This is a genomic window from Microbacterium sp. RURRCA19A (assembly GCF_900156455.1).
Lineage (GTDB): Bacteria > Actinomycetota > Actinomycetes > Actinomycetales > Microbacteriaceae > Microbacterium.
This window is the reverse complement of the sequence record NZ_FTNQ01000002.1, coordinates 793,850-806,927: the sequence shown is the minus strand read 5'-3', so window position 1 is coordinate 806,927 and position 13,078 is coordinate 793,850. Positions and strand designations below refer to the sequence as shown.

Sequence of the window (13,078 nt, the reverse complement as noted above, 5' to 3'; positions counted from 1 at the left end):
CGCATGAGCAACACCCCCTTCCCCGACGGCTTCCTCTGGGGCGGCGCCACCGCCGCCAACCAGATCGAGGGCGCGTACGACGAAGGCGGCAAGGGTCTCTCGGTGCAGGACGTGATGCCCAACGGCATCTCGGGTCCGCGCACCGAGCGCCCGACGCCCGACAACCTCAAGCTCGTCGGCATCGACCACTACCACCGCTACGCCGAGGACATCGCGCTCTTCGCCGAGATGGGCTTCTCGGTCTACCGCTTCTCGATCGCGTGGAGCCGGATCTTCCCGAACGGCGACGAGACCGAGCCGAACGAGGAGGGCCTGGCGTTCTACGACCGGGTGCTCGATGAGCTCGAGAAGCACGGCATCGAGCCGCTCGTGACGATCTCGCACTACGAGACGCCGCTGCACCTGGCCGAGCAGTACGGCGGTTGGACGAACCGCGCGCTCATCGGCTTCTACGAGCGCTACGCCCGGACCCTCTTCGAGCGGTTCGGCGCCCGCGTGAAGCACTGGCTGACGTTCAACGAGATCAACTCGCTGCTGCACGCCCCGTTCATGAGCGGCGGCATTCCGATCCCCGAGGGCGGCGTATCGAAGAGCGAGCTGTACCAGGCGATGCACCACGAGCTCGTGGCGTCCGCCCGGGCCACCCGCATCGCCCGCGAGGTCGCCCCCCGGGCGCAGGTCGGCTGCATGGTGCTGTCGATGCCGATCTACCCGTTGACGCCCTCCCCGGCCGATGCGGTCGCGGTGATGGATGCCGACCACGGCAACCTCGTCTACGGCGATGTCCACACGCGCGGCGAATACCCCGGCTACTTCCTGCGCCGTCTGCGCGAGGAGGGCATCGCGCTCGAGATCACCGACGAGGACCGCGCCGACCTGAAGAACACGGTCGACTTCGTCTCGTTCAGCTACTACATGTCGATCGCCGAGACCGCCGACCCTTCGCTGCGCGCCGCCGGCGAGGGCAACATCATGGGCGGCGTGCCGAACCCGACCCTCCCGGCGAGCGAGTGGGGCTGGCAGATCGACCCGGTGGGCCTGCGCCTGGTGCTCAACCAGTTCTGGGACCGCTGGCAGAAGCCGCTGTTCATCGTCGAGAACGGGCTGGGCGCCCGCGACCAGCTCGTCGAGGTCGACGGCGAGAAGACGGTCGTCGACGACTACCGCATCGCATACCTCAACGACCACCTCGTGCAGGTGGGCGAGGCTCTCGAAGACGGCGTGGACGTGCTCGGGTACACCTCGTGGGGCTGCATCGACATCGTCAGCGCCAGCACGGCACAGCTGAGCAAGCGATACGGTTTCATCTACGTCGACCGCAACGACGACGGCTCCGGAACCCTCGATCGGTACCGGAAGAAGTCGTTCCACTGGTACGCCGACGTCATCCGGACCAACGGCGCGTCCCTGACCCGCTGATCCCCATCGATCGGGTCGGCCCCGGACCCTCGCGGTCCGGGGCCGACCCGCGGAGAAACGCATGACCCGCATCGCCTTCCTCGACGTCGACGGCACGATCCTCGAGCACGGCTCGGCGATCGCCCCCTCGACGGTGACCGCCATCCGCCAGGCCCGCGCGAACGGCCACCTCGTGTGGCTGTGCACGGGGCGCGCCGAAGGCGACATCCACCCCGACGTCATCGCCATCGGCTTCGACGGCGCGATCAGCAACGGCGGGGCGTACGCCACGCGCAACGGAGAGACGATCGTCTCCCACCCGATGCGCCGCGACGACGTGGCGGCGATCGAGGACTACTTCGCCGCCCATGGCATCCACTACTTCCTCCAGACGCACGAGGCGGTCTTCGCCTCTCCGGGCATCGAGCCGGTGATGCGCGAGTACGTGCAGAAGCGCCTCGCCGAGCGGGCCGCCGAACTCGCCGCCCTCGGGCACCCCGCCCCCACGGCGGGCCCGATCCCGCGCACCCGGCCGCTCGCCGAGGTAGACCGCGACCGCGTCGCGAAGGCCGTGTTCATCAGCCCCGCGCCCGACACCGTCGCGCACGGCGCCGCCGAGCTGGGCGAGCGCTTCCACGTCATCCCGGGCTCGATCCCGCTGCCCGGCGGCTCCAACGGCGAGATCGGTCTCGCCGGGGTCACCAAGGGCTCCGCGATCCTCGAGGTGCTCGCGATGCTCGGACTTGATGCGGCGGATGCCATCGGCATCGGCGACAGCTGGAACGACGTCGAGATGTTCGAGGTCGTCGGCACCCCGGTGGCGATGGGCAACGCGGTGCCCGAGCTGCAACGTCTCGCCGGCCGCGTGACCACCGCGGTGCTGGAGGACGGCGTGCACAACGCCTTCGCCGAGCTCGGCCTGATCTGACACGGCACCCGCGCCCCGCGCCCGCACGCCGCACGCCGCGCACCACCGCGCACGCCGGCGCGCCCGCGCAGCCCTCAGTCCAGGAAGATGTCGGGATACAGCGCGGCGTCGGGGGTCCCGGGAACGGCCGCGTATCCCGAGAAGTCGGTGACGCCCGCGGCCTCCAGCACGTCCTCGACGATCAGCGTCTGCCCGGTGAGCTCCCGTGAGGAAGCGCACAGCACCTCGTACGCGGCGTCCGCGTAGATCCCCGGCGTCCGCGACACGGCCATGAGCCGGTCGCCGCCGATGACGTTCTGCACCGCCGCGGTCGCGATCGTCGTGCGCGGCCAGAGGGTGTTGGCGGCGATCCCGCCGCTCGCGAACTCCGAGGCGAGGCCGAGGGTCGCCATCGTCATGCCGAACTTCGCCATGCTGTACCCGGTGTGCGCGCCGAGCCACTTCGCCGTGACGTTCAGCGGCGGCGACAGCGACAGGATGTGCGGATTCGCCGCCTCGCGCAGCTGCGGGATCGCAGCCCGCGAGAGCAGGAACGTGCCGCGCACGTTGACGTCCTGCATGAGGTCGTACTTCTTGGTGGTGAGATCGAGCGAGCCCGACAGGTCGATCACGCTGGCGTTGTTCACGACGATGTCGATGCCGCCGAACTCCCCGACCGTCCGCAGGACGGCTTCGGTGATGGATGCCTCGTCCCGCACGTCGCCGACGATGGGCAACGCCCGACCGCCCGCGGCGCGAATGGCGTCCGCCGCGGTGTGGATGGTGCCCTCGAGCTTCGGGTGCGGGGTGTCGGTCTTGGCCAGCAGGGCGATGTTCGCCCCGTCGCGCGCGGCCCGCAGCGCGATCGCGAGGCCGATGCCGCGGCTCCCGCCCGACATCAGGATGGTCTTGCCGGAAAGCGTCATGAGCGTCCCTTCGCGGAGGCGGCGGCGAACGCGGCGACCCGCGCCCGCGCCTCGGGGGTGTCGAAAGCGGCGCCGATCGTGGCAGCCTCGTCGGCGAGGTTGTCGGCGAACGTGCGACCGGCACCCGCACGCACCAACCTCGTCGCCTGCCCGAAGGCCGCTGTCGCCCCGTCGAGCCAGAAGCGCGCGATCTCCTCGACCCGCGCCGAAAGATCGGTGGATGCCACGACCTCGGCCACCAGTCCCCAGTCGAGGGCCTCGGCGGCGTCGAGCATGCGGTCCTGCAGCAGCAACTGCAGTGCCCGGCGCTGTCCGATCGCCGCCGGGAGCAGCGTCGAGACACCCAGATCCGGGGTGAGCCCGATGTTCGCGTATCGGGACACGAACCGCGCGTTCTCGCTCGCGACGACGTAGTCGGCCGTGAGCATCAGTCCGAGTCCCCCGCCGGCCACCGCTCCGTGCACGGCGGCGACCATCGGCAGCGGCGCTTCGGCGAAGGTCCGGATGCCGTCGTGGATCGCCGTGGCCGTCTCGGTCACCTCGGCACCGGACGCTCCGGTCGTCGCCATCGCCACGACGTCGCCGCCCGCGCAGAACGCGGGGCCCGTGGCATCCAGAATCACCGCTCCCACCGTCGTGTCGGAGGTGACCTCGTGCGCGACCTCGCGCCAGCGGCGGGCCATCGGGAAGTCCATCGCGTTGAGCGAGGCGGGACGGTCGAAGGTGACGCGGGCGAGCCCCGCGTCGATGGAGAGCAGGATGCCGTCGGTCATTTCGGCGCCATCCGGATCGCGCCGTCGAGGCGGATCGTCTCGCCGTTGAGGTAGCCGTTGTCGACGATCGCGAGCACGAGCCGTGCGTATTCGTCGGGGGCGCCGAGGCGCGAGGGGTAGGGCACCTGCTGACCCAGGGAGTCCTGCGCGGCCTGCGGCAGGCCCTTGAGCATCGGGGTCTCCATGATGCCGGGGGCGATGGTCGCCACCCGGATGCCGTGGCGGGCGAGCTCGCGGGCGATGGGGAGCGTCATCGCGTGCACGCCGCCCTTGCTGGCGGAGTACGCGGGCTGGCCGATCTGCCCGTCGAAGGCCGCGACGCTCGCGGTGTTGACGATGACGCCGCGATCCCCGCTCTCCGTCGGCTCGGAGGCGGCCATCAGCGCCGACGTCTGGGCGATCACGTTGTACGTGCCGACGAGGTTGATGCGGACGAGCCGTTCGAAATCCGCCAGCGGCGTGGGCTTCAGGTCGCGGTCGAGCACCTTCGCCGGCGGCGCGATCCCCGCGCAGTTCACGACGACCCTCAGCGGCGCGACGGACGCCGCGCGCGCCGCGGCGGCGGCGACCTGTTCGGCGTCGGTGACGTCCGCGGCCGCGAACACGCCCCCGAACCCGGCGGCGACGGTCTCGCCGGCCGAGGACGACAGATCGATGATCGTCACGTGGGCGCCCGCGTCGGCGAGGCGCCGCGCGGTGGCGAGGCCGAGCCCCGAGGCCCCTCCGGTGACGAGGGCTGATGCACCCGCGATGTCCATGCGTTCTCCTTCGAAGCAGAAACTCAGTGTCACTCTACCCGGGACTCAGGTCCGCACCCGGCGGTCGAGCAGGACGCTCCCCCGCCGACGACCGATCCGATCGCTCCGCGGGATCGGCTCCCGATGCCGGCCCGCCCTCAGAACCGCGCGGACCGCCCCCGCGAACGACCCCGGGCGGGCCGGAGGGGGATCGCCCCGGTCGACATGCCCTCGGACAGGAGGGCGACTTCGTCGGGGTTCCATCCGTAGGCGCTGCGGACGCGCTCGGAGAGCGCCGCGACAGCGCCCGGAACCATCACCTCGACGCCCCGCGGGGCGTCGCTCGCCGCCGGGTCGAGGTCGCGCGCCGCCGCCCGCAGCTCCGCGACCAGGGTGTAGACCCGGTTCGGGCCGTAGGCGGCGGAGGCCAGACGCCAGTCGCCGACGACGACGAGACTGGCGCCGGCACGCCGCCGCGACGCCTGCGCCCGGTCGTACTCACGCCACAGACAGGCGACGGCGACCCACACGAGGACGACGGCGGCGACCCCGCTCACCATCGCGGGGATGAAGAAGACCCCGGCGAGCACGGTCGCGGTGTCCCATCCGGCGGCCACACCCACGAGCATCCGCGTCAACGTGTAAACGGCGTACACGGCGTTGACGAGCGCGATGAGCCGCAACGGCCGCGCCGGCTCCGCCCCGGATCGGGTGGCCGCCCACGCGCACGCGCCGCACACCACCACGACCGCCGCGCTCTTGACCGCGAGCGGAACAGGCTGCGGCACCACGGCCGACACGATCGTCACGAGCAGCGTGAGGGCGAAAGCGAGGACGGACGCCTCGATCACCCGCCGCCCCGTCCACGCGCACAGCGCGACGAAGAGCAGCGAGGGACCGAGCGCCATCGCCGCGTCGCCCATGGAGATGAGGTACGCCCTCCCGCTCAGCTGGGCCGTCACGTAGAGAGCGGTCGCCGCGATCGCCGAGAACGCGAACCCCGCGACAAAGCGCACGAAGAGCTGCCATGTGCTCGGGCCGCCCAGATAGGGGAGCGCCACGAGCAGCACGGCGGCGACGACGGGGATGCCGATGGAGAGCAACGACACACCCACGGCAGCCTCCCTGCTTCCCCCGGGCACGCGCGGGGGAGACATCAGCGTAGTCGTCGAGGGTCACCGACCGGCGCGGCGTCACCCGGCAATCCGCCCGGCAGCGGCCGACACGCCGTCCGTCACCCGCCGACGAAACGGAAGGCGCCCGTTGTCACGGCGGCCGCGAGCGCGACGCCGATCAGCACGATCGCCCCGGTGAACGCGATGCCGTCGCGCGGGTGCAGCCGAGAGGGCCGCGACCAGGTGCGGTCGACCGGCGCTCCGAAGCCGCGGGCCTCCATCGCGGTCGCGAGCGTCGTGCCGCGACGGACGGCGAAGACCAGGAGCACGAACGCCATGCCCAGGAAGCGCCGCAGGGCTCCCCGGTCGCCGAGGCCGCGGGCGCGTCGGGCGAGGGTCATCGTGCGCCAGTCGTCGACGAACAGCCCGACGGTGCGGGCGCCGGCGAGCACGCCGAGCACGAACCGGCTGGGGAGTCCGGCGACCTGCGCGAGCGCGTCGGCGAGCTCGGTCGGATCGGTGCGGCCGAACAGCAGGATCGTGGGGAGCCCCAGGGCGAGCACGCGCAGCATGACCGCGAGCGACAGCGCGATCGAGTCGTCACTCACCGTGGCGAACAGGAACTGACCGTAGACGGTTCCCCCCGGCTTCGCGTACAGGAGCATGCTGACCCCGGCGACCGGGGCGAACACGACCACGGGCACGAGTCGCCGCAGGACCGTCGCGATCGCGAGCCCGGTCAGGGGGATGCACGCGAGTTCGAGCACGATCGCCACCGACGCGCTCACCGGGTCGAGCGTGGCGAACAGCGGCACGGACAGCACCAACGCGATGAGGATCTTCGTGACCGGGTTGACCCCGTCGAGCCACGCCGCAGTGCGCCCGGCCACGGCGATCGTCGCGGTCATGCGGCGCCCTCCAACCGGATACGGTGCTGGCCGAGGTGACGGATGACGTCGGCGTCGTGGGTCACGGCGACGACGCTCCGCCCGCGCGTGACCTCGCGCTGCAGGAGCGCGACGAGTTCGCTCCAGCCGCGGCGGTCCTGACCGAACGTCGGTTCGTCGAGCACGATCACGGCGGGAGCGGACGCCAGGACGGTCGCGACCGACAGCCGTCGCTTCTGCCCGCCCGAAAGGGTGAACGGGTGGGCCTCGGCGAGGGATGCCAGGTCGAGGCGCTCGAGCAGTTCGTCGACGATCGCGTCCACCTCGGCCGTCGGCATCCGGAGTGCCCGCGGTCCGACGGCGAGCTCTTCTCGCAGGGTCGACGCGAGGAACTGGTGCTCGGGCTCCTGGAACACGGTACCGATGCGGGTGAGCAGCTCGGTGGATCGCCACCGCGACGGGCGGCGGACGCCCCGGGCGGCGAGCCCGGGCGTGGCGACGACCTCTCCCGCGAGCTCCGGCAGGAGACCCGCGAGGGTCAGAGCGAGCGTCGACTTGCCCGCGCCGTTGGGGCCCGTGACGACCGTCCCCGCGCCCTCCGGAACCACGACGTCGAGACCGTCGAGGACCGGCGTCCGGCGGTCCCGGCCGATCGTGAGCGCGGACGCCGAGAGCACGGCATCCGTCGACGGCGAAGCGGGAGCGAGCAGGGGCAGGTCGACCGGACGTCCCGGCACCCACACACCCGCCGCGGCGAGCGCCTCCCCGTGCTCGGCGAACACCCACGCCGGCGGACCGTCGGCGAGCAGCCCGCCGCCGGGCGCCAGCACGATCACGCGCGTCACGAGGTCGGCCCACACGGCCGTGCGGTGCTCGATGAGCACGAGGGTCGTCTCGTCGCGCGCGACCACCCGCTCCACCGCGGCGCGCACTTCGCGTACGCCGTCCGGGTCGAGGTTGGCGGTGGGTTCGTCGAGCAGCAGCAGCCCCGGACGCATCGCCAGCACCCCGGCGAGCGCGAGCCGCTGCTTCTGCCCGCCCGACAGGGCCTTCGTCGGACGATCGAGCGGCACGTCCAGACCCACGGATGCCAGTGCCTCCGCGACGCGCGAGGGAATGGCATCCGCCGGCAGGCCGAGGTTCTCGCAGCCGAAGGCGACGTCATCGCCGACCTTGGACAGGACGACGCCGGACTCGGGGTCCTGCAGGACGAGGCCGATGCGGCCGCGCTGACCCTCCGGCGGCTGCCCGTCGACCAGGATCCGTCCCGTGGCCTCGCCCTCGTCGCTGCCCCCGAGGAGTCCGGCGAGCCCCGCGAGGAGCGTCGACTTCCCCGCCCCGGACGCCCCGAGGAGCAGCACCCGCTCCCCCGGCTCGATCGTGAGGTCGACATCGCGGGTGGCGGGTAGCCGGCGACCGGCGTAGCGCCACCCCCAGCCGTCGACCTCGACGCGCGCGGGATGCGGCATCAGACCTCGCGGCGGCGTTCGCGTCCCGCGGCGAACCGGCTGAGTGCGCCGCTGGCAGCGAGCGCCCGGACGAGGAGCCACCCCACGACACCGCCGAGCACCGCTCCCGAGACGATGAGCGTGCCGAGGTAGAGGAGGTTGAACTCGGCGGTCTTGACGATGTTGCCGGTGAAGAACTCGAGCACCCACGCGCCGACGCCGGCTCCCGCACCGGCGAGCATCGCGACCGGCAGCGAGAAGCGCAGGTAGAGGAACGCGAGGAAGATCAACTCGGCGCCCAGGCCCTGTGCGAGTCCCGAGTAGATCGTGCTGATTCCCCAGACGTTGCCGATGAGGGCGGACACGACCGCGGCGATGATCTCGACGAGAAGTGCCGCGCCGGGCTTGCGGATGACGAGCCCGCCGACCACACCGCCGAGCAGCCAGATGCCGACGGCGATACCGCCGAGGCCGGGTGTGAGCCCGTCCATCGCGGCGAACCACAGGCCGCCGACGGTGTTCCATCCCCAGAAGACGAGGCCGATCGCGACACCGAGGACCGCGGCGACGACGATGTCGACGACGCGCCAGCGGAAGCGGTCGGAAGTGGCGACGGCCGGGGCCGTCCGGGCAGACGTGGACGTGTGCATTTCTTCTCCTCCCTGCGCCGGCATGATCCGGATCAGGTTCGACGGTCGAAGCGTGGGTCGCTTCCTCTCAGCCCGGCTCACCGGACTCCCGTGGTTGTGGTTCCCGAGTATAGGCCGGTGGCCGGGGTAGCGTGGGCGGGTGCACGACCAGACACCGGCCACACGGCGCGAGCTGCGTGACCGGGTCGATTCCGCGCCCGATGCCCCCGCTGACGACACCCCCGCGCCCGCGGCATCCGTCGCCCCCGCGCACGACGGAGACCCGGCACCCGGCCTTCCCCCGTCCGCTCCGGAACGCATCCTCATCGGCGGACCCATCGCGTTGACGTGGGTGGACCCGGCGTCGGCGGACTCCCCCCGTCCGGCTCCGGAGTTCGCGCTCACCCCGGCAGGACCCCGCCCGCCCGATCTGCTCGCGGGGCGCCGCCGGCGTGCGCTGCGTCCCGGCACCGTCATCCCGCCGCTGCTGCTGATGCTGCTCGTCGCCGTGTACGCCGCGGTCACGCTGCTCTGGCCGCTGAACGCGGTCGCGCCGCGCGTCACGCCGCTCGTGGTGCAGTCCGTCGCGGCCCCCGCCGCGTCGCCGGCGTGGCCGACCCAGGGCGAGGCGGCGGTAGCGGTCCAGGGCATGCCCGACGTGCTGTCCTCAGGGGAAGCCCCCCAGTCGATCGCGAGCATCACCAAGGTCGTGACCGCGCTGCTCGTGCTCGAACGACTTCCGCTGGCTCCGGGCGAACAGGGACCGACGTACGGGTTCACGCAGGCCGACAGCGACGACTACTGGCAGTACCGTTTCCGCGGCGAATCCTCCCTCGACGTCCCCGTCGACGGCACCCTGACCGAGCTGCAGATGCTCCAGGGCATGCTCATCGCCTCGGCCAACAACTACGCTCAGCGACTGGCATCCGATCTCTGGCCCTCGAACGCCGATTTCGCCGCGGCCGCCGCCCGCTACCTGTCTGAGCGCGGAATCTCGGGCATCACGATCGTGAACCCCACCGGGATCGAGGCCGGCAACACCGCGACGCCCGCGGCTCTCATCGCCCTCGCCGAGAAGGCGTTGCAGAACCCCGTGATCGCCGAGATCGTGCGCACCCCCGAGATGTCGCTGCCGGGTGCCGGAACGTTCAAGAACGGCAACCCGCTTCTGGCCGACGCCGGCGTCGTGGGGATCAAGACCGGAACCCTGGATGCCTGGAACCTGCTGTCGGCGAAAGACCTGACGGTCGGCGGGATCACGGTGCGCACCTACGCGGCCGTGCTCGGCCAACCCGGCCCCGACGAGCGCGATCAGGCCAGCCGCGACCTGTACACGCGCCTCGCCGAAGAGGTGCAGCTGCGCACCTCGGTGCCGGCGGGAACGGTCGTCGGCAAGGTCTCGACGCTGTGGGGCGAGGACGTGTCGCTCGTCACGGCGACGGACGCGCAGAACGTGCTGTGGAACGGCGCGAGCGCGACTCCCGGCACGTCGTTCACGCTCGGCGACGCGCGGGACGCGGGCTCGACCGTCGGCGAGCTGATCGCCACCGGCCCCCTGGATGCCGCCACCGTCGACGTCCAGCTGGAGAGCGACATCGAGCCGCCGAGCCCCTGGTGGCGGCTGACGCACCCGCTCGACCTCTTCGGGCTCAACGACTGACGTCTCGCGACGGCGGGGCCGTGCGGCGGCCGACCCGTGTGGCGGCGACGTCTGGGCGCGCTCGCCCGCGGCGTCCCGATTCCGCTTCCGTGGCCTCGCACTCGCCCACCACGGGATCGGCGAAACCTCACCCGCGCCGTCTCGCCGCGAGGAAACACCTGATCATCGCGTGTTTGTTGCGGCCGGCGATGCCACGCACCCCTCCTCCCCAGCAGGCGCGATGTCGGATCTGTCCCGATGTGCCGCCTCGGGGCCGCTGTGATGTCGGACCCCCTCGCTAGCATGCAGACATGTCCTTCGATTCGCGTCCGCCACTCCCCGATGACGGGGCTGTCGCCCTGTCGGTGGTGCTGGCCGAGGTGCGGGGAGTGGATGCCGAGGTCGCCTCCGCCGAGGCCCGGCGGGTGCGGACGTTGGCCCGGGCGGGGCACCTCGCCCTCGAGGCTTCCGCGGGGCTGCAGGCGTCGTCGCGGGCGGCGGAGATGGCGCTGCGGGAGGTCTCGTCCGAGATCGCGGCCGCGTCGCACTTGTCCGATCGCGCCGTGCAGGGGCAGATCGGGCGGGCGATGACCCTCGCCGATGACTTCCCCGTCACCCTGGACGCGTGGGAGGCGGGGGCGCTGTCCCGCGCGCACGTGCGGGTGATCGTGGATGCCGGGACCCCGCTGCCCCAGGATCGTCGTCACGAGTTCGACGTCCTCGCCGTCGCCACCGCCGACGGACTGAGCCCCGGGAGGTTGAAGACCCGTCTTCTGGCGTTGGCGGAGGCGCTGCAGCCCACCACCCTCACCGAACGCCACAAGCGCGGCCGGGAGACCCGATGCGTCCGCGTCGTTCCCGGGCAGGACGGGATGTCCGACCTCATCGCGACCCTCCCGACGGTGCTGGCGGTGGGGATCTACGACCGCCTCGTGCAACAGAGCGCGGCGATCGTCGACATGCGACGAGACGCCGGACCATGCGATGCCTCCGCGGCGGAACCCGTGGACGGCCGCGGGAGTGGTGGCGACCGTGATGATCGCGGGGAGGCCGCGACGGCCCCGCCCGACACGCGAACCCCCGACACCCGCACGGCCGACCAGGTGCGCGCGGACATCCTCGCCGACCTCCTCCTGACCGCCGCGCCCGACGCCGACCCCACCCGCGGCGACGACGGCCCCGGCACACTCGGGGCGATCCGCGCGCGCGTGCAGGTCGTCGTCCCCGCGCTGACGATGCTGCACCCCGGCGACGAGAACTCCGATCCCGCCGCCCTCGTCGGACACGGACCCATCGACGCCGACACCGCCCGCGCCCTCGCCGACGCCACCCCGCTGCCCTGGGACCGGGTCCTCACCCACCCCGTCACCGGCGCGGTGCTGCACACGGACACCTACCACCGCACCGCCGCGATCGACCGACACCTCCGCGCCCGCGACCGCCACTGCCGCTGGCCCGGCTGCACCACCCCCGCCGTGAGATGCGAAGTCGACCACACCCGAGACCACGCCCTCGGCGGCCCCACCGACGTCCGAAACCTCGCCCACCTCTGCCAGCGACACCACACCCAGAAGCAGTTCACCCGCTGGAAAGTCCATCAACTCCCTGGCGGAATCCTCGAATGGACCTCCCCGACCGGCCGCGTCTATATCGACGAACCACTGCCCTACTCACCCGCGGTCAGATTCCTTCCCGACGACCCCACCCCACCGCCACCGCCGCGCACCGACCACGACCGAGAACCAGCGCCGTTCTGAAGCCGTCGTCCAGCGCGTCCGCGCGGACGCCCGCCGACGCGGATGCACATCGGTGCGAGAGCGCGAGAGCGCGACAGCGCCGTGCGGTGCGCGGCGTGCGGCGTGCACCGTCCCGAGTGCCCGCGCGCGCCCGCGTAGCCTCGACGCATGCCCCACGTCCTCGTCACCGGCGCCGCGCGCGCGAACAGCATCGCCGCGGGGATCGTCCCCCGGCTCGAAGCCGACGGCTGGGACGTGGTGACCAGCGACCTCGATTCGGGCGACTCCCCCTGCGACCTCGCGAGCCCCACCGCCCCGACCGAGCTGGTCGAACGCGTCTCCCGCGACCGCGGGCCGATCCACGCGCTCGTCCTGAGCCACGCGCACGACGAGGAGTCCGGCATCCTCGTCCTGGACACCACCGCCGAGAGCTTCGACCGCCACGTCGCCGTCAACGCCCGCGCGACCCTGCTTCTCATCGCGGCCTTCGCCCGCCAGGTCGACGAGACCGGCGGCGCGATCGTCGCGTTCACGAGCGACCACACCACGGGCAACCTCCCCTACGGCGCCTCCAAGGGCGCACTCGACCGCATCGTGATCTCGGCCGCCCGGGAACTCGGTCCGCGCGGCATCTCGGCCAACGTCGTGAACCCGGGTCCGATCGACACCGGAGGGATGGATGCCGAGACCCGCGACGCCCTGACCGCCCACCAGCCGCTCGGCCGACTCGGCGTTCCGCGCGACATCGCCGGGATCACGGCGTTCCTGCTCTCGCCCGAGGGCCGGTGGATCAGCGGACAGCTCCTCCACACCGACGGCGGCTTCTCCGCGCGTTACTGAGCGTCCCGCGCGACGGCGTTCGGCACGACCGCGTCCGACGCGA

Annotated in this window: 12 protein-coding genes and 1 riboswitch; of the genes, 5 read left to right on the top strand and 7 right to left on the bottom strand. The window is 72.2% G+C overall.

Going from position 1 to position 13,078, the window contains the following annotated elements; genetic code table 11:
- Positions 1-3 precede the first annotated feature (3 nt).
- Both BW982_RS11755 and BW982_RS11750 read left to right on the top strand, forming a co-directional pair.
- The gene (locus tag BW982_RS11755; protein WP_076493373.1) at positions 4-1,419 is read left to right on the top strand and encodes a glycoside hydrolase family 1 protein; all 1,416 of its coding nucleotides are present in this window, start codon (positions 4-6) and stop codon (positions 1,417-1,419) included.
- A gap of 61 nt (positions 1,420-1,480) precedes the next feature.
- Positions 1,481-2,326: a Cof-type HAD-IIB family hydrolase gene (locus BW982_RS11750; RefSeq protein ID WP_076493371.1), complete on the top strand. Its 846-nt coding sequence runs from the start codon at positions 1,481-1,483 to the stop codon at positions 2,324-2,326.
- Positions 2,327-2,400: 74 nt separating this feature from the next.
- Here the strand turns inward: BW982_RS11750 and BW982_RS11745 are convergent, their stop codons facing one another.
- From BW982_RS11745 to BW982_RS11715, 7 genes are all read right to left on the bottom strand, one after another.
- Complete coding sequence (locus BW982_RS11745) at positions 2,401-3,231, bottom strand: SDR family oxidoreductase (protein WP_076493370.1); 831 nt, start codon at positions 3,229-3,231, stop codon at positions 2,401-2,403.
- Positions 3,228-4,004, bottom strand: a complete 777-nt coding sequence (locus BW982_RS11740) for an enoyl-CoA hydratase/isomerase family protein (protein ID WP_076493368.1) — start codon at positions 4,002-4,004, stop codon at positions 3,228-3,230. The genes BW982_RS11745 and BW982_RS11740 overlap by 4 nt, the downstream gene beginning before the upstream one ends.
- Positions 4,001-4,762: an SDR family NAD(P)-dependent oxidoreductase gene (locus BW982_RS11735; RefSeq protein ID WP_076493366.1), complete on the bottom strand. Its 762-nt coding sequence runs from the start codon at positions 4,760-4,762 to the stop codon at positions 4,001-4,003. Before BW982_RS11735 ends, BW982_RS11740 begins: the two co-directional genes overlap by 4 nt.
- A 137-nt stretch (positions 4,763-4,899) precedes the next feature.
- A complete protein-coding gene (locus BW982_RS11730; protein WP_076493364.1) occupies positions 4,900-5,856 on the bottom strand; it encodes a hypothetical protein in 957 nt (318 codons plus the stop codon).
- 119 nt (positions 5,857-5,975) lie between these two features.
- Entirely contained in the window at positions 5,976-6,764 is a 789-nt protein-coding gene (locus tag BW982_RS11725; protein ID WP_076493362.1) for an energy-coupling factor transporter transmembrane component T family protein, read from the bottom strand.
- Positions 6,761-8,212, bottom strand: a complete 1,452-nt coding sequence (locus tag BW982_RS11720) for an ABC transporter ATP-binding protein (protein WP_076493361.1) — start codon at positions 8,210-8,212, stop codon at positions 6,761-6,763. Before BW982_RS11720 ends, BW982_RS11725 begins: the two co-directional genes overlap by 4 nt.
- Positions 8,212-8,841, bottom strand: coding sequence for an ECF transporter S component (locus tag BW982_RS11715; protein WP_076493359.1), 630 nt, complete (start codon positions 8,839-8,841; stop codon positions 8,212-8,214). Before BW982_RS11715 ends, BW982_RS11720 begins: the two co-directional genes overlap by 1 nt.
- A riboswitch (TPP riboswitch) is annotated at positions 8,834-8,943 on the bottom strand. Its footprint overlaps the gene before it by 8 nt.
- A gap of 37 nt (positions 8,944-8,980) precedes the next feature.
- On the opposite strand from BW982_RS11715, the gene BW982_RS11710 reads away from it, so the two are divergent.
- From BW982_RS11710 to BW982_RS11700, 3 genes are all read left to right on the top strand, one after another.
- Complete coding sequence (locus tag BW982_RS11710) at positions 8,981-10,480, top strand: D-alanyl-D-alanine carboxypeptidase family protein (protein WP_083696658.1); 1,500 nt, start codon at positions 8,981-8,983, stop codon at positions 10,478-10,480.
- 290 nt (positions 10,481-10,770) lie between these two features.
- Positions 10,771-12,216, top strand: coding sequence for an HNH endonuclease signature motif containing protein (locus BW982_RS11705; protein WP_076493358.1), 1,446 nt, complete (start codon positions 10,771-10,773; stop codon positions 12,214-12,216).
- A gap of 147 nt (positions 12,217-12,363) precedes the next feature.
- Positions 12,364-13,035, top strand: coding sequence for an SDR family oxidoreductase (locus tag BW982_RS11700; protein WP_076493356.1), 672 nt, complete (start codon positions 12,364-12,366; stop codon positions 13,033-13,035).
- Positions 13,036-13,078: the final 43 nt, after the last annotated feature.